Source organism: Halobacillus halophilus DSM 2266 (assembly GCF_000284515.1).
In the GTDB taxonomy this organism is placed as follows: domain Bacteria; phylum Bacillota; class Bacilli; order Bacillales; family Halobacillaceae; genus Halobacillus; species Halobacillus halophilus.
Map to the genome: position 1 here is coordinate 3,004,104 of NC_017668.1, position 25,926 is coordinate 3,030,029.

Here is a 25,926-nt window from a genome sequence, read left to right on the forward strand (position 1 = left end):
ACTGATAGTAAGGATGCCATTTATGCAATCGTACTTATTACAACCAAGTGATATCAAGAAAATAACCGGCCACACTTTTTACAAACGTGGTAAACAATATTATGAATCAAAGAAAGTCTATGGACTTTCTTATAACGGAGCTATTCGCTCCTGGCGGGCTGTCGTTGCAGGGACGCACGATTACGAAGTGCGTGTTTTCTTTTTTGAAGAGGATGATGTTGAAGCCACCTGCGAATGTGAAGCTTACAATAATTACTATACCTGTAAACATATCGCTGCCGTCTTAATAGCTATACGGGAACGCGCCCTGGAGGAACTTGGGCCCAAGCTGGCCGTAAAAGGACGCCAGGCGAAGAAAGAAACAAACCATGATCGTCTGTTTGCCATGCGCTTGTTTGAAACTTTCCGCCAGCGCCAGGAAAACCGTCAGACAGAAGGCTTGAAGAAGCCCATTCAAATTCAATACTTTCTTCATCTTCAATCTATGCTCGGGACCAAGAATTTAAGTGTTGAATTAAAGTTTGGTGAAGGCTATCCATATGTCATAAAAGACATTCGTGAGCTGCTTGAGCATATCCAAAAAGCTCAACCTTACAGGATATCCAAAAAATTCACATTCGACCCAGCCGACCATGTTTTCGAAGAAAAAGATAAAGAAATCCTGTCTTTATTACAGCAAGCCTATGAGCAAGAACGTTTTTACGAGCAGCAATGGACACAAAACGATAAAAAAACGTTGCGTATCTCCCCGGTTCTGGCCCAAAACCTACTGCCCAGGCTTGAGGAGCAACAAGCTCAAGTGTCTGTTAAAGGTGAACTGGCTGGTCCATTGCGCTATAAAACGGAATTCCCGGAGCTGTCTTTTTATATATCAGAAGAACGCGGTCATTTTCATATGCACATGAATCATTTGAAAAGCTATGATTATTTAGCTGACTATCACCTTTTATACAAGGAAGGCACGTTCTATGCGCTCGATCCACAGAAAGAGGAAGTGCTCGGAACGCTATACACTCTACTTCCTTATAATTCAAATGGGAACCACACCGTGAGTCACTCTGATATGGAAGGCATTGTTTCTTATGTACTTCCGGAGCTTGAAACCATAGCCGAAGTACAGCTGGATCAAACAGCTCAAAAAAAGATCAGTCAGCATCCCCTGCAGGCAGAAGTCTATCTGGATTTCTTCCAGTGGACACTAACGATTAATGTCCGTTTTCGCTACGGTGATCTGCTTATTGATCCTTTCAAACAGAACTCTGCTCCCAATCAGACTATCGTTCAGCGTAACAGTACAACCGAACAGGCCATCATCCAGATTATTGAATCGGCCGAATTTAAATTTGATGGAGAAATCGTTTATATTGAAGAAGAAGAAGCCCTTGACACTTTCTTTTCCGACTACTTACAAAGATTGAAAGAGCATGCTGAAGTTTATCTATCTTCCTCTGTCCGTTCGCTGCTTGCCGAACAGGATCATGAGCTCAAACCATCCGTGCAGATGGAAAGCGATGGCAGCTGGCTGGACATCAGTTTCGGCATTGATGGAATAAGTTCAGAAGACGTAAGCGCTGCAATGAAAGCTGCGATTGAGCGTAAAAAGTATTATCGGCTCTCTGACGGAAGTTTACTTTCATTGACCTCCGAATCCTTCGAGCGTTTTCAGAGACTGGCAGATGAACTCGACCTCTCAGCTAAGGATATAGACAGCAGTGAGCTGCATGTTTCCCAGGCACGCACACTGCAAGTAGATGATGTATTGCAGCCTGAAGAATCAGAGCGGGATCAGAAGTTTACTAAACTAGTGGAGCGTCTTCAGTCTCCAGAAACGTTTAATTTAAATAAACCAGCTGGGTTACAAGCAGATCTACGCCCTTATCAGATGACGGGATTCCGCTGGATGAAAACTCTTGCTACCTATGGATTAGGCGGGATTCTAGCAGATGATATGGGCTTAGGTAAAACCATTCAAGCCATTACTTTTCTTCTTCATGAAAAAGAAGAGGGCGTCTTGAATGCGCCTGTCATAATTATTACACCAGCTTCACTCGTTTATAATTGGAAAAAGGAACTCGAAAAGTTCGCACCAGAATTGACCGTCCAGATCATCTCCGGAGATCCTATCGTCCGTCAGCAGATGATTACAGAGGGATCAGCAGACGTATGGATTACCTCTTATCCTCTGCTTCGTCAAGATGCAAAATTTTATGAAACGACTCAATTTCACGCTATGATTCTGGACGAATCACAGGCTATAAAAAATGATACAACGAAGACTGCTTCTGCGGTTCGAACGATCCGCTCCAGGCATCGCTTTGCTTTAAGTGGTACGCCTATTGAAAATTCACTTCAGGAACTATGGTCGATTTTCAGAACCATTATGCCTGGGTTTTACACAAGTAAGAAGAAATTCATGCAGATGAAGCCGGAAAAAATTGCCCGCATGACCCGTCCCTTTATACTCCGGCGTATGAAAACCGAAGTGCTGGATGAACTGCCGGATAAAATTGACACGGTCCAGTATTCAGAACTTACCCGGGAACAAAAAGAGGTTTACCTGGCCTACTTGGAACGTATTCAAAACGATATCCAGGAAACCATTGCTACAAAAGGAATTCAGCGCGGAAAAATTGAAATTCTTGCCGGTCTTACACGCTTGAGGCAAATTTGCTGTCACCCTTCTCTTTTCCTTGAGAATTACGAGGGCGGCTCAGGTAAATTGGACCAACTGAAAGAGCTGGCTCACGAAATGAAAGAAAGCGGACACCGCTTACTCATCTTTTCCCAATTTTCCAGTATGCTGACGTTATTGCATAAAGAACTCTCGAACGATGGTATTGACGGCTTCTATTTAGACGGAAGTACGAAAGCTGACAAACGGATGGACATGGTGGATCAGTTCAACCAGGGGGAAAAAGATGCATTCTTTATCTCCCTGAAAGCCGGAGGGACAGGCTTGAACCTGACTGGTGCTGATACTGTAATTTTGTACGATTTATGGTGGAACCCGGCGATTGAAGAACAAGCCGCAGGCCGTGCTCATCGAATTGGACAGGAAAGAGTTGTACAAGTAATCCGTATGATTTCAGAAGGTACCATTGAAGAACGCATTTACCAACTGCAGCAAAAGAAGCGAGATCTCGTAGACCAAATCATTCAGCCAGGAGAGTCTATGCTCACTTCACTGAGTGAAGAGGAGATTCAAGAACTATTTAAATAATAAAACCCTGCGGAACGAGCTTCCGCAGGGTTTTATTATATGTTAATTGAACATGTTATATATTTATAATATAAAGTTAAATATTTCTAACTTGAGAGGTGTGTAGATCTTGACCACCAAACAAATGTTAATCCTTTTTTCTCTTTCTGCAAGTTTACTTTTAGTAAGAGGACTTTACCAGACCTACTTGCTTGTTCAAAACATCGAAGTGCAAACAGTGTTATGATCATTAATGGTCTTAACTCTTGCTTAATTATCTTAGGAAGAGTTATTTTTTCGTTTTATAAGGAAATGGGTATTCCTATTAGCATTTTCGTGGCTAAAGACTTAGAAACGGATCGGAAAGTTGGCATGAGAACACGGATAAAAGAATTTCGAGCCAGGCATGACTTAACTCAAGTGGATCTAACACGTATGGTTAACGTGAGAAGGGAGACCATCGTTTTCCTTGAAAAGGGAGAGTACAATCCTCCTCTCAAATTAGCTGCAAAAATCTCTTATCAATTCCACGAACCAATAGAAGTAGTTTTTCTTTTTGATTCAGACGAACTCCATTGAAAAAACCTCGCTGTAACAGCGAGGTTTTTTCACTAATTAAATAGGTTTCTTTTGCAGTTTAAACCAGTAACCGCCCAATATGCTTGCTCCAATGACCATTGTGACCGTCGATAGGATCATGTGAATAGATGAGGCTACAACAACGTTGCCAGTTACCACAATCACGAATCCTACTACTGCATTTAACAGCAGTGAAAATAAATACAGCCAGGATAGCGTTACATGATATTTGAATTTAGATGCGTATATAACAAACCATACAGCCGCTACTAATATGACAATTGTTGCGACCCAGTGAAGAGAATATACCATATTTGCAATTGCTTCACTTTTGATCAGGTATTCGACTGCCGGAATATCAAGCATAACATTACTCGCACGACTGTGTTTGAAGAAGGCGCCTAAAATGACTTGCATAACGTAGATACTGAAACCTATTATAAACGTCCTGTAACTCATGGATATGGTGGACCAGCTCGTCCGACCCAGCTCAATTTTTTTCTCGTGAAGGCTATAGCTTAACAGTACAAGCACAATCAACAGAATTTGGCTGAACGTAACATCAAGCGTGGTAAAACCTGGAGGCGTACCTAGAAGAACATTAAAGCCTCCAACTAAGGATTGAAATACCAGCAAGCCCAAACTTAACATGGCTAAAATAAGCACAGTCTTACGTTTACGGTGTTTATATATTGCCCCGACCGCATTGATGAACGTAAGCACGGCGAGTAAAGGAACCATTAGCCGGTGAGAATATTCTATAAGAACGTGATAATCAGTAAAATCAGGTATGACTGAACCATTACAGAATGGCCAGGAGGTTCCGCACGCATCCCCGGAATTTGTCGCTACCACAAGGTTTCCAAGAATAAGAGCGAGGAACGTGACAAACGTAGTTAAAATTGAAAATTTCTTCATCGTCTTACCCTTTCTCTATATATAATGACGATCGTCAATACATTGCAGCATTCATATAAAATCATATCATGAAAGTCGAATAATAGAGAATGATAAACCCCATCATGCTCATGAACTTTTTGTGAACGAACGCTTTTTTCGGAATTTCTTCACAATTAAATAAACGAGGGAGAGAACAATGAGAAGCATATTGATCAATGAGAAGATATCTGCATAATATTCATCATTCCAATAAGACACCCTGCTTCTGAAAATATAGGAGCTGACCGGATAAAATAAGGGGACGGCATCCTCCACATGAGTAAGCAGGTCAACCACAATGTGGCCAAGCCAGCCATACATCAGAGCAGACATTTTTGTGAGCTTAAGGCCTTTCCAAACAAGAACGACAGTGAATATAACAATCCATATAAATATAGAATGACCAGCCTGCCGCAGAATACTCACTACTGGATGTTCAAACAAGTCATGAACAATTCCAAACAGGGATTTTAAAGGATCGGGGTCATCTATGACCTGAAATGCATTACGCGAAATACATAAGTATAGAAACATCACATAATAAACGATATCCGGTAAAATACTTCCAATTATAAACCAGCCAGTATGTTTTTGTTTTCGGCTCACAAAAAAAGTCCAGTACCCATGGTGAAGTGTATTCATTTCATCGTCTCCCCCTCTATTAGCTTGCAGCATACTTTTTCGTTTGAGTGGGACTAAGAAAAACAGAGACGACAGAAAAATAACAGTCGACTCTCATAGAAAAAGCCCACCTTGCAACAAAAAGGTGGGCTTAATTGACTCAGTTACTCTCTATCTTTAATTACCAGAATCGTTGGCAATTTTCCATGTTCCGAGACGTCTTGGATCTCCGCCGCCGTACATTTGGGTCACATCCCCATTCGTACGAATGCCAAGACCTTGTATGCCTCCATAGAATACGGGAGAATCGTGCGTGATAACAGAGTAATCCATTTCACTTCTTAAACGGTTTACAGCTCCCTGATCCACCATGTTTTCCAAGTGGACAACGTTATCTGCCGTATAGAACCGAGAACGACTGATTGCCTGCTGGAGTGTAAGCTTTTCGCCTTCCTCCGTTACTCCATACTCGTATTGAATCAGTGACTGAAGGAGCATTGCAGGAATTCTCGATCCACCAGGTGAACCAATACCTAGAACAGCACGACCGTCTTCAGCAAAAACTAATGGAGATACGAAAGAACGAGGCCGCTTACCAGGCTCATAGTCGTTCATAGCGCCATCTACGGTGTCAAAGTTACTCATTTGGTGGTTCATAAAGAACCCTTCAATGTAGCGACCAGATCCAAAGAATTTCCCAAGTGAGTTTGTCGCAGACACCATCATGCCATTCTTATCCACTACGACGAAATGAGTGGTGTTTCTGGAATCTGCTTTTTCACCAGGGGATGTAAGAATTTCAGCTGAACTGGTGAGTTCCTGGCCACCTATATCGAATTCTTCTTCGAATAACTGGTTGGAATAACTTTCAGATGTTAGTTTCTCCTGGTTCACGTCCACAAACTTAGGATCTCCCAGAGTATGGACACGGTCGGAATAAACACGGTTTACAATCTTATTCACAAGATGAATATAAATATCTTTATATTGAGGCTGGTTCACAACTTCCTGCATGTTTTCCGGCATGTTTCCAGCTAAAAATGCAGGAAGCTCCCCATTTTCATTTCCAAATTCTGTTCGCAGAACTTCATCCAGATTTTTATCTAATTTTTCAAGCATTTGTAGAGCCTGGATGACGATTATACCGGAAGTCGGTGAAGACCCGGCAAAGACTTGCTGACCATTAAAGTTACCAGAAGGGGCCACACGTTCTTCAACTTCGTAAGCTGCTAAGTCATTCGGTCCGAAGTTAACCTGTTGTTTAATCTTCTCAGCTATTTCACCTTGGTAAAATGCTTGCGGTCCGTTTTCCTGAAGCGTCTTAAGCGTGTTTGCCAGTTCATCCTGTATCAGTGTTTTATTCATCTCTAATGCCCGACCTTCTGGATAAAACTTATTAGATACCGCGGGATCTTCATTTCCGCTTTGGATAAATCTTCTGGAGTTTTGAAGCTGTTCGTGAAAGATCCGGCCGACTTTCACGCCATCTTCACTATGTGTCACTGCGTCATCTAACAGCGTGCTCCAATCCATGTTACTTCCGTAATCCTCATAAATAGCGCCCATCCCTTTAACAAATCCGGGCACCGCTATATCTCTATCAGGTCTCGCACCGCTTTGAGGAGCAGCTTCTCTATAGTCGTAGGTTTTAGCACCTTCGCCAGGTTCATGTACAATCATCTGGCCGCCGCCACCCATTCCTGATCCGTAAGGTTCAACAACATTTAGAACAAACGATACAGCGATGGCTGCTTCTGCTGCATTACCGCCTTCGTCCAATACCTTCATTCCAGCTTCAACCGCAAGCGGGTGAACAGCACTTACGCCGTAAACTTTAGAAGCATTTTCACCGTCTGCGTTGCTTACTTCAACTGTTTCTGATCGATCTTCTACCGTATAAGGTTCACGAAACTGGTCGAATTCTTCTTCAAAATAAAAATTCCATCCAACCAGGCCGATAAAGACAATCGCGGCAATGGTGTACGTGATTTTCAAATAATTCAAGGCACCAGCCCTCCTATCCTTCTATTACTCCAGCTTTTTTCAAATCAATAACTAATCGGTCATCTTCCATGCGCCAGTACTCATTGTCCAACTCCTTACGAAGCGTTCGGAAAATCCGAAAGTCTCTTAAAGGCTTCAAGAGTCCATTCGTTTCCCGTGGACGTGTATCTGAAATTTGCATGGGTACAAAGGAGAGCTCAGCTCCACCATCTGTCAGAAAGTCCATTTGAGCCATAGTCGAATCCCTCGTTCTTGTCCACCCCTGGTCAAAAACGAAGTTTCCGAGACTATTCATAACAATGGCTGTGTTTCCATTATCCTGAGGGTTGCTCGGGTCACCTTCAACTTGCACACGCGTGACAGGCTCAAGCACGTGGGGATGGTGTCCAATGATGACATCAGCTCCCATATCCGTCATTAGATAGGATAAAGTCTCCTGCTCCTGGCTCGTGCCTCCTGCGTATTCATTCCCCCAGTGGGAATGCACCATAACCACATCGGCGTTTTCATTCGCTTCTCGAATGCGTTTTTGCAAAACGCCCAGTCCAGAACCGGTGAGAACCCCTCCGACGTATTCATTTGCACTATATCCTTGTACATAAACATCCGTAAAACCAAGGATGGCTATCGTTCGACCATTTGCTTCATAATAGTGAATTTTACCAGCATCCGTATGCTCCTCTTCTTCAGGAAAAAGATCTTCAGAAGGGTCCAAAGCTTTCCCTATCCCGAGTAAGTCTATATCCAGAGGCCCCATATTCTTAATAGTTTCCTCCAGAGATAAACTTCCATAGTCCATCGTATGGTTATTAGCCAGATTCACAGAATCAAAGCCGGCCTTCGCCACAGCTTCTCCTGCTCCTTTGTCGGAATATAAGTGAATAGCTTTATTACGCAGCTCGAAGTCCTCCATGGTATCTTTCACTTGAGGATTATCCGCATCAATAACTGGGTTTTCAAAGTTACCCGTCGTATGATCCGATTCTTCAATATAAGGCTCTACATATTCAAACACTCGGCCAATCGGCTCACCACTTCTTTCAGCAGCTTCACGGACGTGCCGGCCAAGCATCATATCGCCCACCATCGATACCCTATACTCCACATCATCTGGTCTTGTATCCCCGGGCATTGGTGGTCGGTCGATCCATTCATGGCCAAAAAAAGGAATAGCCAATAGAGCCGCAACAATGAGCGAGTGGGGGGCAGCTTTTTTCTTGTGCTTTTTAGTCCATACTTTCATTTTGTACTTTATATCATTCTCGTTCATAAAAAATGCTCCTCTAAATCAAGTTATAAACTGTAATGGCCACGAACGTAAGGAAAGCAATGACGAATGTAGCACTAAAGGTCGGGAGTACTCCCTGTTTTTGAATCGAATTCGCTATAAGCCCCGGTACAATAACCCCAATACCCCGGAGTTCCATCGTAGGGAAGGGGGTGAGCGGATACAGATAGTCCATTGACATCTTCATCAAGACCCCCACTGTAAGCATGGCCGCAAATTTACGACGACCATAGAGCACAGTAAATCTAGAAAGCACCTGCGAAACTATCAAATACGTTAATAAACTAATTAATCCTACTACCAAAACATACATAACCTGATCAAAAATCAATGCTACGTAACCAGGGACCACCAAACCAGCTGGTACTACTCCTGTTTTCTCAGAGTATAATAAACTCAACAACACACCTACAACTATTGCAATATATAAATCTGTACCGAACACGACAACTCCAACTCCTTTAGCGGTATTTCACTTTACTTATTTGTTTGAAGAGTTCTTTCTTCATAAGCTTCTTCTGTGATAGTATGGCTTTCTTCTTCTTCCCAGCTTGTTTGATAGTCTGATAGAGAAGGCACGATTTCAAGGTCTTGAATCGCAGCCGCCAATTCTTCTCCTCCACCGACAATATTTCCTATTCCATAAATGACACTATTTCCAGGCAGATCTTGCAAGTGTTCTACAATAACTTCTGCAGATTTATTCTCTAAGTTGATCACGTTCGAAGCCGTAATACTACCATCATTGTAGGCGTTTATAACTGGATCAACGGTTTCTCCCATTACAATCAGGTTATCCATGTCTATATGGGGCAGTACTCTTTCTGCAAAATCAATCGTTCGCTCGACACGGTCACTACGACAATTCATAATAACGGTTTTTTCATCCGTAGGATAATCCAATTCCTGAATTCGTTCCCAAATGTTTAATGTTGAGGTAATATCGTTCGCTGCAAATCCATTAAAGAAGTACTTAGGAGCACGCTTTTTACCGAATCTGTGCACACGCATAGCACCCGGGTCTACAGGCGCTGTCAACATTCCTCGAAGCGCCACTTCCCGATCAATCTCAAGAATGTCAGCCACAGCAAGCGAAAGCGCCGCGTTCTGAGGGAAAATCATAAACGGGAATTTCTTTAGATATTCTTCTTCAAACAGACTTTCGTCCGCAACTACAACTTTTGAATTACGGCGTCGTGCTATTTTCTCAAAATAACCTTTATATGGTGTGTCAGGGATTACTACATGTCCATTATGGGGAATGGTCGAACTAAAGGCTTCTGCAATGTCATCCAAAGTTGGGCCCATGACATCCATATGGTCTTCAATTACGTTAGCAATCACTGTTATATTTGCTTTCACAAGACGCTCCTGAAAGATCCTCTGGTACTCTGGATTTACTGCCATGCACTCACTAACAAAAGCATCTGCTTCTCTTTTTACTACTCTTTTTGCCATTGTTTTCTGCTCACTTATATTCGGTCCTTGAAGACTTCGGACAATCGGCTCTTCTTCCTCCTGATCCCAGTAGAACATACGAGCCGAGGTTCCTGTTGTCTTACCGGCTACTCTTCTGCCATCTTCCTTTAGAATTCCCATAATTAGACGGGTAACCGTGGATTTACCCCGTATTCCATTAATCAGAATCCGGGTAGGGATTTTATTCAAATTTCGGTCATGAGAAGACTTTTCTCTTAAACCAACGACTAGGACTATCACTGCAAAAATAGCCAGATAAACGATTTCCTCCACTACTTTTCCTCCTTAAATTTCCTTTCTGTAATGTAAGACGATATTTTATCACCTTATGTAATAAGCTAATATTCTCTATCTACGTCCTTTGAAAGTATAGATAATATTCCATACCCTATTAAACATTTTTCAAAAGGAATTTTCAAAAGTTTAATGATTATTTAGATTGAATTTGTTTTATAAGACATACGTATTCCCGGTCCCATGTGCAGGCTGTCACATCAAATTAACAGTAGTTCCCTCTCAACCCATTTACTTTTTATTTCATCTGACATGGTAAATAATCTCCGCGAAAGGAGAAAAACGGTGAGTATTTGATGCGTAGGTCCAGCAAAGATGGAACAGTGTTGATAAGCCTCAACCATCTGCTTATGAATATCCACAAAAAAACTGGGATACAACATAGAAGAAATTTTGTTCTTCTTCAGTAACCCTTAAGACAATGCAGACAGCTTCCTTTGATTTTCATAATCCTAAGCTTAACCGTTCTAAGCAGAAATGGCTAGAAATTGGGATAAATCCCTTTCACACCATAACTGATTTAAACCAGGCACCGCAACAGGAACAAGCGATCTGGTGAAAGTAATAATTCACCAGGTCTTTCAAGTCGTAAAATCTAATAAATCAATTAAAAATTGACCCTCGAGTAATTCTACCATCTCTTGTCAAGACCATTATCTCTTCACTAATCCACTTAAAATAGCTTAACAGATTTAGACCAACATACCCAAGGTGAATATTTATTATACACATTTACGTCATCGATGATCGCCTCATTCACGTAAAATCGATACCTCTAAAGATCAACATACATATCATACCATTTCCCACCAATAATTCTACACCATTCTACAAAAAAGGTGAAACAAAAAAAGCAATGGAAAAGTATTTTCCATTGCTTTCATAATTTTTCTTAGTTTATCCAACTGATGTCTGGGACGTTTGCGCTTCCGCCTGGGCTTGCTTAATTAAGCAGCGGCCTTTTCCATGCGGGATACACATTGGTGTCCCAAAAAGAGGATCTTGTCTGACATCACAATTCATTTCAAATACATGCTGCATTAAATCGCAGGTAATGACTTCTTCTGGTTTCCCTTGAGCATATACCGTCTGATCTTTAACAGCGATAATATGATCAGCATAGCGGCAGGCTAGATTGATATCGTGAAGGACCATTACCACTGTTCTCCCATTGTCCTGATTTAAGTCAAACAGCAAATCCAATATATCAATCTGATGAGTCATATCAAGATAAGTGGTTGGCTCGTCGAGTAAAAGGGTATCGGTATTCTGAGCAAGAGTCATTGCAATCCAGGCCCGCTGGCGCTGTCCTCCGGATAAAGAGTCAACCGTTCGCTCTTTTAATTCCATTAGGTTCGTATCTTCTAGTGCTTTGTTAACCGCATACTCATCATCTTCAGACCAGCGCTTAGCAAAACCTTGATAAGGGTAACGCCCTTGCTTAACTAATTGATAAACACTTAGACCTTCTGGAGTAGTAGGGCTTTGAGGCAGGATTGCCATTTTCTTTGCAACTTCTTTTGTCCGCATTTTAGAAATATCTTCACTATCGAGTACAACTTCTCCTGATTTCGGTTTCAGCAGGCGTGCCATTGAACGCAATAACGTGGATTTACCACACCCATTGCCTCCAATTAGTACGGTGACCTTCCCTTTCGGAATGCTGATATTCAAAGAATCTATAACGACGGAATCCCCATAACCCAAGGTCAGGTTGTTAGCCAACAGTGTATCCATAATCTCGAACTCTCCTTTTTCTACCCATTACGAAGTCTCTATCGGTCTGTTGGTAATTTATATTTTCATAGAACTTAACTATATACGTGTCTAATTTTTCTTTCATTTACTAGTTTATGTGCATTCATGAGCTCTGTCAATGAATTTGAGAATCATTTTCAGTTTGTTTGATGGTTAAATGTATGAATTTGTTTTATTATTCAGACTAAAAAAAGGTCAAAAATCCCAGACAAGGACTTTTGACCTTTTTCAACTTGAAAGAAGGGATATTAATTATTCACAGAGTTTGATTTGACTAGGATTATTCTCAGGCAAAATCCCCCGGAAAAGTAGTTCCTTACCATCACTTCACGTTTTTAAGAGGCATCGCTGTGTTTTCCCGCCATCATTAAGTCTGAATTACCACAAACATGAAGAATTGTAAAAACCATTTAATACATACTAACTGACTTCTCACGCCGTGGTGGTTCGACGAAAACCAGCCCCAGTTCATAGTGCTCACCTTCATATAGAGGGCGCTGAACGTAGCGATTCTCACCCTGTATGTCGTGGACTTCTATTTTATTGAAAGCTGCATTTTCCTGCAGAGCTTCATAAAAATCATTTTCCGTACGGACTTGTCTGTTATTTACTCTTACAATCAGTTCCCCTGGTGAGAGGCCCATCTGCGCCGCAGGGCTTTTTGGAATGATTCCAAGAATGAGAAGACCATCTTGGCTGGCTGAGAAAAATGGCTGGCGCTTCTCACCTGACAAGTGCTGAAGCCGAATCCATGTACGTCCTAAAAGGCTGACTACAACGGCCACTAGTGATAAGATCGGCAAGAACAGGCTGCCTGCAGCCAGACTCAGAACTAACAGGGCAAGAAAAAATGTGCGGCGTCCGACAATTTTGGCTGCCTTTACAGGCAATTGGCCACGTGCAATCCATTCCCATCCTGTTACAAAAGGAACGAGAATCAATCCAAAGCTTTCTTCACCGATACCAAAAAAGGGCCACCACGGAGCAAACGGTTCAATGGCTCCAGCAGGAAAAAGAGCAAAAAATGGAATAAGTGCAAGCTTTCTGCTGCGGTGCTGTCCAATCCACATCCCTCTTCTACCCATTACACGCTCTGGAAAGGTAGACAGCGAAGACGTCCTTAACATAAGAATTCCTTCCACTAACAAGAATGCACTTATCAGAAAGGGTACAGCTGTAAGCGGCGTGTCCGTAAATGGAGATACCCATGACAATTGCCTTACACTTTCCGGAAAGTACGGAAGGAAATAAATAACAAGGTACGTGGCTCCAAGTGTATAGGCTGCTGAGTACCAGTTGGATCTTAAAGGAAGACTGAGTACCAGCAGCACTCCGGAAACGAGCAGCAATAGAGGCAGAGAAAGCACGACCCCGCTGCCGACCGCAAAGACCGATATAAGGAGTCCGGCAGCTAATGACGTTCCTAAGGTACCGCTCCATTCTGAAAAGGCATCATAAATACGAGTTCCAAACTGCCTGCGCTCGCTTTTAATCCTCCGCCTCGTTAAAATAAAACCTATGATAATTGCTATATAAAGGAATGGCTGTGTTAACACCCGGCCTGCTCCTTTGACGATTTCCATAATCCAGACTTCCAAAATCATTCTCCTTTCCAATCTTAACAAAAAAGTCCGCAGTCAAAGACTACGGACTTTACTTCTCGAACTAAGGGGGAAGTCCTGCTTACTCGAACAGGGCCTCCACAGCTTTATCCATTTGACGGTCATTTTCTTCCTTGCGTACTTCTTCTACGATTGCTTCTTCCAGCTTACCACCCGTCTTTTCATCTACATCACCTGTAGCTTCTAATCCGTTTTCAGCTTGAAAAGCTTCTACTGCAGATTTCGTACCCTGACTAAAATAACCATCCGTCCGTCCTGGCTCATATCCAAGACCTTTCAGCATCTTTTGAATGTTTTTCACTTTTTCATTATTATCATTATACTTCAGCTCTTCTTTAATTTCGACCGGATTCGTATAGAAGTAAGAAGGCTGTTTCACTTCTATGGTAGGCTCCACTCCTTTTTCATGCACCCAGTTGCCATTAGGTGTCAACCATTTGTAAAGAGTGAGTTTAATTGTGCTTCCATCTCCCATTGGGATCGCCTGCTGGACGGTTCCTTTTCCGAAACTCTGCGTACCTACAAGATCGTACCCTCCGGCTTCATTCATCGTTGCGGCAAGAATTTCCGAGGCAGATGCACTTCCCTCATCCATCAACACTGTGATCGGATAATCTTTCTTCTCTTTACGATCAGAAAAGTAACGGGATTTCTCCCCATTACGGTCTTCTACTTGAACAATCGGCTTATCATCAGGAATAAATTCTTTTAAGATTTCCTGAACATCTGTAAATAGACCGCCCGGATTGCCACGGACATCAATTACCAGTCCGTCCATGTTGTCTTTCTCAAGCTTAGTTAGAGCTTCATGGAATTCCTCGGATGTTTTTTCAGAGAAAGAGGTAATCTCTATGATCCCGACTTGTTTCCCATCGACTTCCTTCGTATTGGAATACACTGTTTCAAGCGGAATATCATCACGAATGATATCTATGGTTACCGGTTCGCTCACGCCTGGACGATCTACCTGCAGCGTAACCTCAGTACCTTTCTCACCTCGTATTTTCAAGACCGCCTCATATAAATCAAGGCCCTCCACACTCTCTCCATCCACTTTCAAAATTTGATCGTTCGGTTTCAGTCCAGCTTCTTCCGCTGGCGATCCTTTAATCGGTGCCACAATGGTTACTTTATCATTTACCATGCTCACTTCAGCACCGATTCCTTGAAAAGAGGATTCAATGGATTGGTTAAACTGCTTCATCGTTTCCTGATCCATGTAGACGCTGTAAGGATCTTCAAGAGTGTCCAGCATGCCCTGCACAGCACCTTCTATTAATTTATCGTTATCTACTTCACTCACATAGTTTTCTTTAATTGTGCTGAATGCCTGCTCTACTTTTGCTAAATCCGCACTCTCAGACTGATCTTCTGTTGCTTTGTTCTGTTCTTCCCCCGATGTATTGCCGGGATTATCAGCATTTTGATCCGCATTAGCCAATGATTCCGTCTGGGGACTCTCCTGTGCCCCTTTAGCGAAGTATTCTATTCCTATGTAAGAACCAGCCGCTCCCAATAGGACCGCAAGCACCATGAGAAGTGCTACGTAACGCGGTTTTATATTCATCGCATTCACCCTTCTACTTTTAATTTCCCTAATGTACCTATCCTAGCAAATGTATATGTGCACCGTAAATCTGAGTTTCCTTCCTGCTTTAAGTTATGCCATAAATCTTACAAGCATGTCTATCTAATTATAGGAAATATTTATACTTTTTTCTACTAGATTCGAAAAACAAAATATACTATCACCAAACATAACCATACAAATTGTTAACGTAAAGATAACATGTTTTTTACATTATCACGGTACATTTAATTTACAGCAATAGATAAGAGAACGAAACAAAACCCTTTCTGCCCCTAAGTTCAAGGGAGGATGCACACTTATGAACCCAAATATTGAAGGCATTATTTTTGACTGGGCAGGCACTACCGTTGATTACGGCTGTTTCGCCCCCGTCCAAGTGTTTATGGAACTATTCTACAAACGAGGAGTTTCCATCACTTATAAGGAAGCCAGAGGTCCAATGGGTCTATTAAAAGTAGATCACATTCGTGCAATTTGCGAGATAGAGCGAGTTAAGACTGCATGGAGAGAGGCTCATGGAAAGAATCCAGATGAAACCGATGTAAAGGCTCTATATGACGACTTCCAACCGATGCTGTTCCGTATTCTGGATCAATACGCAGATCCAATCCCAGGCGTGCTCGATGTCATGACTCAATTGAGAGAGAAAAACATAAAAATCGGCTCCACGACTGGGTATACGGGAGATATGATCGAAATTGTATCACATGAAGCCGCAAAAAAAGGATATGTACCGGATTCCATCGTCACTTCTACCGATGTTCCCGCGGGACGTCCTTACCCATGGATGTACTTTCAAAACGCAATTAATCTTAATATCTTTCCTATGCTCCATATGATTAAAGTGGGAGATACAACAAGCGATATGCAAGAAGGAGTAAATGCTGGAATGTGGACCGTTGGTGTTGTAAAAGAGATTCTTTTCAACTGCAGCAGGAAATCAAAGAAGCCGCGCAACACTTAAAGAGTGCGGGAGCTGACTATGTGATAGAAGATATAACCAGGCTTCCTGAAATCGTCGAAACGATTAATAAGCGCTTGAACGCTCGCCATGTAAGCTATGCATGATGAACAAACTTTAGTAGGAAAGGAGAATAAGCATGAAAGATCATTATCTATTATTGACACCAGGTCCTCTGAGCACCACTAACGCAGTTAAAGAAAGAAGCCATGCTGAGCGATTGGTGTACATGGGACGATGATTACAAGTCGCTTGTTCAATCCATACGGCGTGACCTCCTGAATATAGCGGGTGCATCTGGTGGCGTCTACACATCCGTTCTCATGCAAGGAAGCGGAACATTCTGTGTAGAGTCTGCCATTGGGATGGTCATTCCTCAAAATGAAAAGCTTCTTGTGATCGTAAACGGAGCGTACGGGAGAAGGATGGTCACTATCGCGGAGCGTTTAGGAATCGAGACAGTCCGTTTTGAATGCAGTGAGACGGAATATCCTGATCCTGCTCAGCTATCCAAGATTCTTGATAATGACCTTGCCGTTACACATGTCTCCCTTGTCCATTGTGAAACGACCACAGGCATGATGAACCCTCTTAGACAAATAGCTTCTATTATAAAGCAGTACAAACGCACCTTGATCGTAGATGCTATGAGCACTTTTGGCGGGGTACCTATAAATATAGCTGAGATGGATGTCGATTACTTGATCAGCAGCGCTAATAAATGTATTCAGGGTGTTCCTGGATTCGGATTTGTATTAGCCAAAAGAGAGAAATTAAAAGTCTGCAAGCATCAGGCCCGGTCGCTTTCTCTGGATTTATACGACCAGTGGGCAGCCATGGAAGAACAAGAAGGTAAGTGGCGCTTCACTTCACCGACACATACTGTGCGGGCTTTTAAACAGGCATTGGATGAATTGCGTAAAGTAGGCGGGGTTGAAGCCAGAAACGAACGCTATATAGCCAATCAGCATACCCTTGTCAATGGGATGAGAGATCTCGGATTCATTCCTCTTTTACCGGAGGAAAAACAATCCCCCATCATCACTCCTTTTTATTACCCTGATGATACGAGATTTGCATTCGATGTGTTTTATAGAGAATTAAAGAAAAGAGGATTCGTGATCTACCCTGGAAAAGTGACTGACTACGACACCTTCCGGATCGGCAATATCGGTAACGTTACTCCAGAGGTTATAAAGCATCTGCTCACTGCTGTTCAAGAAAGTAAATACTGGGAAAGTCTATCCTTCAAGAACAAAGAGTAAATTAATAAACATTTATTCAATAAGCTCTGTTAAACTTCCATGTTGATTTTAAGGTAAGCTCCCGTTTGTTGAAGACTTTATTTCGAGATATTTGTTGAGTGGAAGGTCCTACCGGGGACGATTTCGCTTTCCGGACCTGCACGACGCAGGGTCGTTCGACCCCACTTCGTGTAGGGCCGCAGGAAAGCGAGTTGTTTCCGTAGCCAGCCCCTCTCTATATCAGCAACGGACCCAAGTTATCTCGAAACTGAGTCTTCCACAATCCGGCCCTATTGCGTAATAAGCCTCTTATGAAGAATCAACAATAAGGGAGCGAGAAACGTTTCGTCCGTTTTTTCTATTAAAGAACGAAAGAATTACTTTACTCCACACCCCAAGTACCTGCTTTACTTGTTGAAGCAAAGATAGTTTAATAACTTTAGTCAGCATAAAAAAGCACTCCTCATTTAGGAGCGCTTTTTTATGCTGACTATAAACGTAACAATTAATCATCATATCCGTAATTGCCGCGCATTTCATCCCGTACGACCATTCCATCCTCAATTGCAATGACACGGCGGGGGATAGTGTTCACAATTTCGCGACTGTGGGTAGCCATCAAAACAGTGGTTCCACCTGCATTTATTTCATCTAAAATGTGCATAATTTCCCAGGAAGTTTCAGGGTCCAGGTTTCCTGTTGGCTCATCCGCAATTAATATCTTGGGACGGTTAACAATGGCCCGGGCAATAGAAACCCGCTGTTGTTCGCCTCCGGACAGCTCATCAGGTAAAAAGCGTGCTTTGTTTCTTAAGCGGACCTGATCCAGCACTTCCATCACTCGCTGCTTAATATTCTTTTTTGATTCTTCAATCACTTCCAGGGCAAAAGCCACGTTTTCATAAACGGTTAAATTTGGAAGCAGCCTGAAATCCTGATACACCACGCCAATTTGTCGTCGCAGCATGGGCACCTTCCGCTCTTTCATAGTTGAAGTATTCATATCAATAACATTAACATTTCCTCTGGAAGGCTTTTCTTCCCGGTAAATCAATTTGGTGAACGTGGACTTACCAGCACCGCTTGGGCCCACTACGTAAACGAATTCACCTTGTTCTATTTGGACATCAAGACCGTTCAGAGCCGTAACTCCATTTGGAAATGTTTTATAGACACCTTTCATATCTATCATATGGCGATCACCTTAGTCTCTTTTTTTAGTTCTTCCTGTCGTCTCTTACAAACAAGTTTATTATAACATCGATATTCGATAATTCTAGACAAAATAATATTACATTTCCTTTTCAATTTACAAAAATGCTGCAAAAAAATAAAGCCCGGGCTTAGCCGGACTTTTTCAATCGTTATGTTATTCCATTGTAGCTAGCCAATCCGCAACCGTTTGAGCATCTTCATCGGACACCTGACTTTGAGCTGGCATTTGACCTTGACCATTTTTGATAATATCTACAATTTTGGCCGCGTCGTATTTAGATCCAACTTCTGTCAGTGCTGGTCCAAAACCGCCACCCAATTCACCACCGTGACAGCTGGCGCAGCTGTTCTGATATACTTCCTCTGCAGCTGAGGTGTTAGTCGCACCGTCTCCGGATCCGCTTTCAGAACCTTCTCCGCCACTCTCCTCAGCAGTTTCTCCAGACTCATCCTGCGAGCTCTGATCGGTCTGTTCTTCAGAAGTATTGTCGTCAGAAGCACCTTCGTCTCCCCCGCCGCCGCAAGCACCAAGCACAAGTAACATAGCGAAGAATAATGAGAATAGTAATTTTTTCATTTCGATTCCCCCTCGAAAAATTAAGTATGGGAATATTATAACCTTCCTATCCCGATTTGAAACCCTCACCAAGTACTTCGGTGGCATTCATCGCTACGACGAACGCCCCAGGATCCACCACTTTTACCGTTTGTGTCAATTTGGTGAATTCATTCTGCTGAACGACACACATGACGACACGACGCTCTTGATCCGTATAACCGCCTGCACCGCTTAAAACCGTAACACCACGGTCGATTTCCTTAAAAATTGCCTGACGTACGTCATCCACTTGTTCTGTTATGATCATAACATTCTTCGAGGTGTTTAAGCCCACTTGCACAAAATCGATCGTCCGGCTGGTCGCAAATAAACCAATTAATGCGTATAATCCTTCCTCCAGGGAAAACACAATGGCTGAAGTTAACACAATCATTCCGTCCAGTAATGCAACACTAATGCCCAATGGGAAATGAGTAAACTTATGCAGCACTTGTGCGGCAAGGTCGATTCCTCCCGTTGAAGCGCGGCCTCGGAACACAATTCCAAGCCCTAATCCTACGCCCATTCCGCCAAAGATTGCCCCGAGCAGCGGATCTGGAGTAGCTGGTTCCAAGTTACTGGTAAGTAAAACAAATAACGGCAGTGTAATCGTGCCTACAAAAGATTTAATGCCGAAATTCTTACCTAAAATGACGACTCCTATGATAAACAAAGGAATATTAAGTATCCATTGAACAATTCCCGGTTCCCATCCGAATACGCCTTTTGTAATTGTACTGATACCCGCTACACCGCCAGATGCGATATTATTTGGTAATAAAAATACATTAAAGGCTAAAGCCACAAAGAAAGAGCCTAAAATTACGAAAGCAAACTCCATCGTATGCCTCAATGCCGGTGGCATCGGCTCTCTTCGATATTTTTTTGCCATCATCATCATAATCCTTTTCCCCCTGCGTCATACCTGTTTCCATTCACTTGATTTATTATTTCAAAAGCAGTACCTTAAATCTCTAAATGTATAGCAAACCTTATGGAGTATATCACTGCCTTAACTAACTGTAAATGAGAGTGAAATAACGTGTTAATACGGTAAAGGAGAGGATGATCTCATAAAGAAAGCGCGGTGCCTGGCGGCTCCCGCGCGTCTCATTTTCCGTGAATGGATTTTTGCTGTTTAACGATACTTTCGACCAATTCGTAAACGTCATCACGCATGTCTTCGCGCTCCATTGCTACAGCAAGAGTCGTCTTAATAAACCCAAGCTGATCACCAACGTCGTAACGATCGCCTTTAAATTCATAACCATACACAGGCTGTTCCATATTCAGACGCTCGATGGCATCGGTCAGCTGAATCTCCCCGCCTGCTCCTATATCCTGTGTCTCAAGCATGTCCATAATCTCTGGAGTGAATACATAACGTCCGATAATAGCAAGATCAGAAGGAGCTTCTTCGATGGAAGGCTTCTCCACAAAGTGTTCCACCTGGTAGCGGCGACCCTCCTGGTTCTTTGGCGCGATGATTCCATATCGATTTGTCTCATCGTGCGGTACTTTTTTCACGCCAATAACAGAAGAGTGGGTTTCTTCAAATTGATCCATTAATTGCTTCAAACAAGGTTCATCCGAGCGGACGATGTCGTCGCCAAGAAGAACGGCAAAGGGGTCGTCACCTATAAACTTACGCGCACACCAGATGGCATGTCCTAGTCCTTTAGGTTCTTTTTGACGAATATAGTGAATATCCACATGCGCAGACTGTTTCACCTTTTCAAGCAGATCAATCTTGCCTTTTTTATATAAGTTTTCTTCAAGCTCAAATGCATGGTCAAAGTGATCCTCAATGGCTCGTTTGCCTTTCCCTGTGACGATAATAATATCTTCAATACCTGACTCAATCGCTTCTTCCACAATGTACTGAATTGTCGGCTTATCTACAACAGGAAGCATTTCTTTAGGCATCGCTTTCGTTGCAGGCAGGAACCTTGTCCCAAGACCTGCTGCAGGAATAATTGCTTTTTTCACTTTCACTGTTTGGTCACCGCCTTATTAATTGTGTTCACTACCTTCATCATAGCAAACATTCATATAAAAAGGTAGTTCCTCCCGTCTACTCTTCTCTCTAAAAAAAGAGGCTTTTTTAAGAAGTGGCCACTGAAAAACTGAAGAATTATGAAAGGTAAATTCAAAAAAGCGGATTGCACGGAATACTTTTTTCTTACAATCTGGTTTTCTTCTATTTTCATGAGTTCGTCGTAAATGAAGGAACAGTCTATAAGGTCGTTGATTTCCTGAAGAAGGCGGTCCTTAGGGACCACCATATCGTAAAGCCCTTCGTACTGACTTAATTCGTGGATAATTGATGGTCTAACATGGAATCCCTCACTTTTATGTGTTCCTTTCATTTTACAAGAAAAAAGAGTGATTTTCTTTTATAAATCAAAGAAAATCACTCTTTTTAGATGGGCCACCGTTGATTCCACGATGAGCGTTCGATGATGACGCCTGCGGGAACAGCGCGAGCCGAAGATCCACTTGGTCAAGTGATCTTCTTGACCAAGTTAGCTGTGGCAGTGCCCGCAGCAAGCATCCATTGACAAGCGATTCGTGAAATTCAACAACAACCTTTAACCACTCCTCTAGATAGAAAGGAGTTTTTTAGTAGCCTCTTTTAAAAAGGCTTCTTTCTTAAGATGCATCCATTTTGGATCGTAAGAACGAGTTAATGAATTTATCAAGATCGCCGTCCATGACCCCTTGTGTATTTCCAACATCCACATTTGTCCTATGGTCTTTGACCATGGAATAAGGATGAAAAACATACGAACGAATCTGGCTTCCCCAGCCGATCTCCTTCTGTTCACCACGGATTTCATCCAGTTCCTGCTGCTGACGTTCGATTTCGAGCTGATAGAGTTTGGCTTTCAGCATTTTCATAGCCTGTTCACGGTTTTTAATCTGGGAACGTTCAGACTGACAAGTAACGACCGTATTTGTCGGCTGGTGCGTAATTCTTACTGCGGAGTCCGTTGTATTCACGTGCTGACCTCCCGCACCACTGGAGCGGTAGGTATCGATCTTCAAATCTTCTGTATTAATATCAATATCAATTTCATCATTGAATTCTGGCATCACTTCACAGGAAGCAAAGGAAGTATGACGGCGTCCGGATGAGTCAAACGGGGATATGCGTACGAGACGGTGCACCCCTTTTTCAGCTTTCAAATAACCGTAAGCGTTGTGGCCTTTGATCAGCAAAGTTACACTTTTCACTCCGGCTTCATCGCCCGGAAGGTAATCCATCGTCTGTACAGAGAAACCTTTTCTCTCTGCCCAGCGCGTGTACATGCGGAGCAGCATGCTCGCCCAATCCTGAGATTCCGTTCCACCTGCGCCTGGGTGGAGTTCAAGAATCGCATTATTTTTATCGTAAGGTTCGCTTAAAAGAATGTTCAGTTCAAACTGATCCAGGTCTTTTTTTAATTGCTGGACCTGCTCAACTAAGTCTTCCCTTAGGTCTTCGTCATCTTCTTCTTTGACAAGTTCATAAGACACTTCAAGGTTTTCATGAGTTTCCTCATGTTCTTCCAGGGTATGAACAAGGTTTTTCAGTCCATTTACTTCATCAATAACTTTCTGGGCCGTTTTTTGATCATCCCAAAACCCCGGCTCTGTCATTTCTTCTTCTAATTCAGCAATGCGGGTTTTTCTTTGATCAATGTCAAAGAGACCCCCTGAAGTCAGCTAGTCGTTCAGCTGTATTGTTTAACTCATGGCGTACGTCTGCCATATCCATAATAATCACTCCTATAAATATCTACTTGCTTACGATCATGTTTACTTTTGCCTGGTCCTTAGACAAGGGAAGACACTCTCTTAATGAGAGTGCCTTACTCCTTATTTTCCGTGACAGTTCTTATATTTTTTACCGCTTCCGCAAGGACATGGATCATTTCGACCTACATTGTCTGCTTTCACATACGGTGTGCGCTTTTTGCTCTCTTTACTTTCTTCTCCATCGCTTGAGACAGCTTTTGCTCCCTGTGCTACTTCCTGGCGCTGCAGGTTGTTACGGATTTGCGCTTTCATCACGTAACGGGCAACTTCTTCATCAATTTTTCCAACCATTGTTTCAAACATGCCGAAACCTTCAAACTGATATTCACGAAGTGGGTCATTTTGCCCGTAAGCACGAAGGTGAATCCCTTGGCGAAGCTGATCCATTTGATCAATGTGATCCATCCACTTCTGGTCGACAGTTCGAAGAAGAATAACTTTTTCAAATTCTCGCATTTGCTCTTCGGTCAACTCTTCTTCTTTTTCATCGTAACGCATTTTAACTTTTTCAAGTATCAGTTCTTTCATTTCTTCAGGATCTTTGCCTTTCAGATCCTTCACCGTAACGTCGCCTTCTTCCAGAAGATTGGCACGCATATATTCAACAATTGCTTCAAGCTCCCAGTTCTCATCTTCTTCCTCACTGGTATGAGCTTGTACATTCTGCTCGACGGTACGTTCAATCATTTGTTCAATGATTGAACGGAGATTGTCTGAGGTAAGCACATCATAACGCTGCTTATAAATAACTTCACGTTGCTGACGAAGAACATCATCATAGGAAAGGATCGTTTTACGAGCATCAAAGTTGTTACCCTCAACACGCTTTTGCGCTGATTCTACTGCGCGGGAAATCATTTTACTTTCGATAGGCTGCGAATCATCCATTCCCAGACGGTCCATCATGCTGCGAATATTATCAGAGGCGAACCTGCGCATCAATTCGTCATCCGTAGCCAGGTAAAACTGAGACATACCCGGATCCCCTTGACGACCGGAACGACCACGCAGCTGATTGTCGATTCGGCGGGATTCGTGACGCTCCGTGCCGATGACGGCCAGTCCACCTGCTTCGACAACTCCATCTCCAAGTTTAATGTCAGTACCACGACCAGCCATATTGGTAGCAATCGTTACGGCGCCTCTTTGACCAGCATTTTCAATAATTTCCGCCTCACGGAAGTGGTTTTTGGCGTTCAGGACATTGTGCGGAACGCCGGCTTTTTTCAAATACCGGGAAATGATTTCCGACGTTTCCACGGCTACCGTACCAACGAGAACCGGCTGTCCTTTTTCATGACGTTCTTTAATGTCTTCTACAACTGCTTTAAACTTTCCGTCTGATGTTTTATAAACCAGGTCTGCTTTATCATCGCGGACAATTTCGCGGTTTGTCGGAATCACAATTACGCGCATATTGTAGATGTTCAGGAATTCTTCTTCTTCCGTCTTTGCTGTACCTGTCATCCCGGAAAGCTTCTCGTACATACGGAATAAGTTTTGGAACGTGATGGATGCTAGTGTCATGCTTTCGTTCTGGATCTCAAGGCCCTCTTTTGCCTCAATCGCCTGATGCAGTCCGTCACTATAACGGCGTCCTTTCATTAGACGTCCAGTGAATTGGTCAACAATAACTACTTCTCCTTCATCAACCACATAATCCGTGTCGCGGTGCATAGACGTATGAGCTTTTAGAGCCTGGTTAATATGATGGATCAGCGAGACATTAGAAAGATCAAATAAATTTTCAATCTTGAAAAAGCGCTCGGCCTTGTTGATTCCTTCTTCTGTAAGCTGAACGTTTTTTGTTTTCTCATCATATGTGAAGTCCTCTTCCTGCTCCAGTAAACGTACAAAAGAGTTGGCAGATTGATAAAGATCGGCTGACTTCGATGCCGTACCAGAAATTATTAAGGGAGTACGTGCTTCATCAATAAGAATCGAGTCTACCTCATCAATGATGGCAAAATGAAGCGGCCGCTGCACCATCTGCTCTTTATAAAGCACCATATTGTCTCGCAGATAATCAAAACCGAACTCATTGTTCGTCCCATAAGTAATATCTGCTAGATAAGCTTCACGCTTTTCATCTTTGGCCATCCCATTTAAATTCAATCCTACGGTCAATCCTAAGAAGTTGAAAAGTTCTCCCATATCTTTTGCATCACGGCTCGCCAGGTAATCGTTGACCGTAATGATGTGAACGCCTTTTTCTGTAAGGGCGTTTAAATAAGCAGGCATGGTAGATGCAAGTGTTTTACCTTCACCTGTTTTCATTTCGGCTATATTTCCCTCATGCAGCGCGATTGCACCGTCAAGCTGCACTTTAAACGGACGCATGCCAAGCACACGTTTGGAACCTTCACGAACGACTGCGAAGGCTTCTACTAATAAATCATCTAATTTTTCGCCATTTTGATATCTTTCTTTGAATTCATCAGTTTTCTGACGTAATTCATCGTCGGAAAGCTTTTCATATTCAGTTTCTAAAGCGTCGATATCCTCAGCGGTTTTATCGAGACGCTTCAATTGACGTGAGTTACCATCGCCAAATATTTTCTTTAAAGTTCCTAGCATTGCAACCGCTCCTCTATTGGTTTCGAATCTTCGGTTGGTTAGTTTAATCCATATATTATCATAACACTAAGAGAAGCTGACTGACAATAAAGTACACACCCACGATGAACGTTTTGTGGCGGGCTTTAGATCCATTGCGATGGATCTGCTGAAACT

18 protein-coding genes and 2 pseudogenes are annotated in these 25,926 nt (G+C 42.6%); 4 read left to right on the top strand and 16 right to left on the bottom strand.

Annotated elements, in window-relative coordinates:
* Positions 1-22: 22 nt before the first annotated feature.
* Both HBHAL_RS14905 and HBHAL_RS14910 read left to right on the top strand, forming a co-directional pair.
* Positions 23-3,220, top strand: a complete 3,198-nt coding sequence (locus tag HBHAL_RS14905) for a DEAD/DEAH box helicase (protein ID WP_014644281.1) — start codon at positions 23-25, stop codon at positions 3,218-3,220.
* Between the two features lie 351 nt (positions 3,221-3,571).
* Positions 3,572-3,778, top strand: coding sequence for a helix-turn-helix transcriptional regulator (locus tag HBHAL_RS14910; RefSeq protein WP_014644282.1), 207 nt, complete (start codon positions 3,572-3,574; stop codon positions 3,776-3,778).
* Between the two features lie 36 nt (positions 3,779-3,814).
* On the opposite strand, the gene HBHAL_RS14915 is transcribed toward HBHAL_RS14910, so the two are convergent.
* From HBHAL_RS14915 to HBHAL_RS14955, 9 genes are all read right to left on the bottom strand, one after another.
* Complete coding sequence (locus tag HBHAL_RS14915) at positions 3,815-4,696, bottom strand: COX15/CtaA family protein (protein ID WP_014644283.1); 882 nt, start codon at positions 4,694-4,696, stop codon at positions 3,815-3,817.
* A 108-nt stretch (positions 4,697-4,804) separates the two neighbouring features.
* A complete protein-coding gene (locus HBHAL_RS14920; RefSeq protein ID WP_014644284.1) occupies positions 4,805-5,359 on the bottom strand; it encodes a zinc dependent phospholipase C family protein in 555 nt (184 codons plus the stop codon).
* Positions 5,360-5,515: 156 nt separating this feature from the next.
* Positions 5,516-7,342: a gamma-glutamyltransferase family protein gene (locus HBHAL_RS14925; RefSeq protein WP_014644285.1), complete on the bottom strand. Its 1,827-nt coding sequence runs from the start codon at positions 7,340-7,342 to the stop codon at positions 5,516-5,518.
* Between the two features lie 13 nt (positions 7,343-7,355).
* Positions 7,356-8,612 (bottom strand): CapA family protein, encoded by a 1,257-nt coding sequence (locus HBHAL_RS14930; protein ID WP_014644286.1) that lies wholly within the window; start codon positions 8,610-8,612, stop codon positions 7,356-7,358.
* 13 nt (positions 8,613-8,625) lie between these two features.
* Positions 8,626-9,075: a poly-gamma-glutamate biosynthesis protein PgsC gene (gene pgsC, locus HBHAL_RS14935; RefSeq protein ID WP_014644287.1), complete on the bottom strand. Its 450-nt coding sequence runs from the start codon at positions 9,073-9,075 to the stop codon at positions 8,626-8,628.
* 32 nt (positions 9,076-9,107) lie between these two features.
* Positions 9,108-10,382, bottom strand: coding sequence for a poly-gamma-glutamate synthase PgsB (gene pgsB, locus HBHAL_RS14940; protein WP_014644288.1), 1,275 nt, complete (start codon positions 10,380-10,382; stop codon positions 9,108-9,110).
* Between the two features lie 918 nt (positions 10,383-11,300).
* Positions 11,301-12,140: an ABC transporter ATP-binding protein gene (locus HBHAL_RS14945; RefSeq protein ID WP_014644291.1), complete on the bottom strand. Its 840-nt coding sequence runs from the start codon at positions 12,138-12,140 to the stop codon at positions 11,301-11,303.
* Positions 12,141-12,571: 431 nt separating this feature from the next.
* On the bottom strand, positions 12,572-13,744 hold the full coding sequence (locus HBHAL_RS14950; protein ID WP_223254212.1) for a PDZ domain-containing protein: 1,173 nt from the start codon (positions 13,742-13,744) through the stop codon (positions 12,572-12,574).
* 100 nt (positions 13,745-13,844) lie between these two features.
* Entirely contained in the window at positions 13,845-15,350 is a 1,506-nt protein-coding gene (locus HBHAL_RS14955; RefSeq protein WP_014644293.1) for a S41 family peptidase, read from the bottom strand.
* 322 nt (positions 15,351-15,672) lie between these two features.
* On the opposite strand from HBHAL_RS14955, the pseudogene phnX reads away from it, so the two are divergent.
* A pseudogene (phnX, locus tag HBHAL_RS14960) lies at positions 15,673-16,442 on the top strand (phosphonoacetaldehyde hydrolase).
* Positions 16,443-16,474: 32 nt separating this feature from the next.
* Positions 16,475-17,600, top strand: a pseudogene (phnW, locus tag HBHAL_RS14965) (2-aminoethylphosphonate--pyruvate transaminase).
* Between the two features lie 288 nt (positions 17,601-17,888).
* On the opposite strand, the gene HBHAL_RS21520 reads toward phnW, so the two are convergent.
* From HBHAL_RS21520 to secA, 7 genes are all read right to left on the bottom strand, one after another.
* Positions 17,889-18,029 carry a hypothetical protein gene (locus HBHAL_RS21520; protein ID WP_158512375.1) on the bottom strand — a complete coding sequence of 47 codons (141 nt, stop codon included), beginning with the start codon at positions 18,027-18,029 and terminating at the stop codon, positions 17,889-17,891.
* 55 nt (positions 18,030-18,084) lie between these two features.
* The gene (ftsE, locus tag HBHAL_RS14970) at positions 18,085-18,771 is read right to left on the bottom strand and encodes a cell division ATP-binding protein FtsE (protein ID WP_014644296.1); all 687 of its coding nucleotides are present in this window, start codon (positions 18,769-18,771) and stop codon (positions 18,085-18,087) included.
* Positions 18,772-18,948: 177 nt separating this feature from the next.
* Positions 18,949-19,371, bottom strand: coding sequence for a c-type cytochrome (locus HBHAL_RS14975; RefSeq protein WP_014644297.1), 423 nt, complete (start codon positions 19,369-19,371; stop codon positions 18,949-18,951).
* Positions 19,372-19,417: 46 nt separating this feature from the next.
* Positions 19,418-20,257: a YitT family protein gene (locus HBHAL_RS14980; RefSeq protein WP_145956123.1), complete on the bottom strand. Its 840-nt coding sequence runs from the start codon at positions 20,255-20,257 to the stop codon at positions 19,418-19,420.
* 245 nt (positions 20,258-20,502) lie between these two features.
* Positions 20,503-21,387 carry a UTP--glucose-1-phosphate uridylyltransferase GalU gene (gene galU, locus HBHAL_RS14985; RefSeq protein WP_014644299.1) on the bottom strand — a complete coding sequence of 295 codons (885 nt, stop codon included), beginning with the start codon at positions 21,385-21,387 and terminating at the stop codon, positions 20,503-20,505.
* Between the two features lie 657 nt (positions 21,388-22,044).
* A protein-coding gene (gene prfB, locus HBHAL_RS14995) for a peptide chain release factor 2 (RefSeq protein WP_145956053.1) occupies positions 22,045-23,152 on the bottom strand; the annotation gives its coding sequence in 2 pieces (ribosomal slippage) (positions 22,045-23,079 and positions 23,081-23,152; 1,107 coding nt in all).
* Positions 23,153-23,253: 101 nt separating this feature from the next.
* Positions 23,254-25,770 carry a preprotein translocase subunit SecA gene (secA, locus tag HBHAL_RS15000; protein WP_014644302.1) on the bottom strand — a complete coding sequence of 839 codons (2,517 nt, stop codon included), beginning with the start codon at positions 25,768-25,770 and terminating at the stop codon, positions 23,254-23,256.
* Positions 25,771-25,926: the final 156 nt, after the last annotated feature.

What these genes read in the sequence shown, in the direction of transcription:
- HBHAL_RS14980 (WP_145956123.1), bottom strand. Translation starts at nt 20,257, where the DNA reads ATGCCACCGGCATTGAGGCATACGATGGAGTTTGCTTTCGTAATTTTA.
- HBHAL_RS14950 (WP_223254212.1), bottom strand. Translation starts at nt 13,744, where the DNA reads ATGGAAATCGTCAAAGGAGCAGGCCGGGTGTTAACACAGCCATTCCTT.
- HBHAL_RS14920 (WP_014644284.1), bottom strand. Translation starts at nt 5,359, where the DNA reads ATGAATACACTTCACCATGGGTACTGGACTTTTTTTGTGAGCCGAAAA.
- secA (WP_014644302.1), bottom strand. Translation starts at nt 25,770, where the DNA reads ATGCTAGGAACTTTAAAGAAAATATTTGGCGATGGTAACTCACGTCAA.
- HBHAL_RS14910 (WP_014644282.1), top strand. Translation starts at nt 3,572, where the DNA reads ATGAGAACACGGATAAAAGAATTTCGAGCCAGGCATGACTTAACTCAA.
- HBHAL_RS14905 (WP_014644281.1), top strand. Translation starts at nt 23, where the DNA reads ATGCAATCGTACTTATTACAACCAAGTGATATCAAGAAAATAACCGGC.
- HBHAL_RS14955 (WP_014644293.1), bottom strand. Translation starts at nt 15,350, where the DNA reads ATGAATATAAAACCGCGTTACGTAGCACTTCTCATGGTGCTTGCGGTC.
- HBHAL_RS21520 (WP_158512375.1), bottom strand. Translation starts at nt 18,029, where the DNA reads ATGCTGACTAAAGTTATTAAACTATCTTTGCTTCAACAAGTAAAGCAG.
- HBHAL_RS14975 (WP_014644297.1), bottom strand. Translation starts at nt 19,371, where the DNA reads ATGAAAAAATTACTATTCTCATTATTCTTCGCTATGTTACTTGTGCTT.
- HBHAL_RS14930 (WP_014644286.1), bottom strand. Translation starts at nt 8,612, where the DNA reads ATGAACGAGAATGATATAAAGTACAAAATGAAAGTATGGACTAAAAAG.
- ftsE (WP_014644296.1), bottom strand. Translation starts at nt 18,771, where the DNA reads ATGATAGATATGAAAGGTGTCTATAAAACATTTCCAAATGGAGTTACG.
- HBHAL_RS14945 (WP_014644291.1), bottom strand. Translation starts at nt 12,140, where the DNA reads ATGGATACACTGTTGGCTAACAACCTGACCTTGGGTTATGGGGATTCC.
- HBHAL_RS14915 (WP_014644283.1), bottom strand. Translation starts at nt 4,696, where the DNA reads ATGAAGAAATTTTCAATTTTAACTACGTTTGTCACGTTCCTCGCTCTT.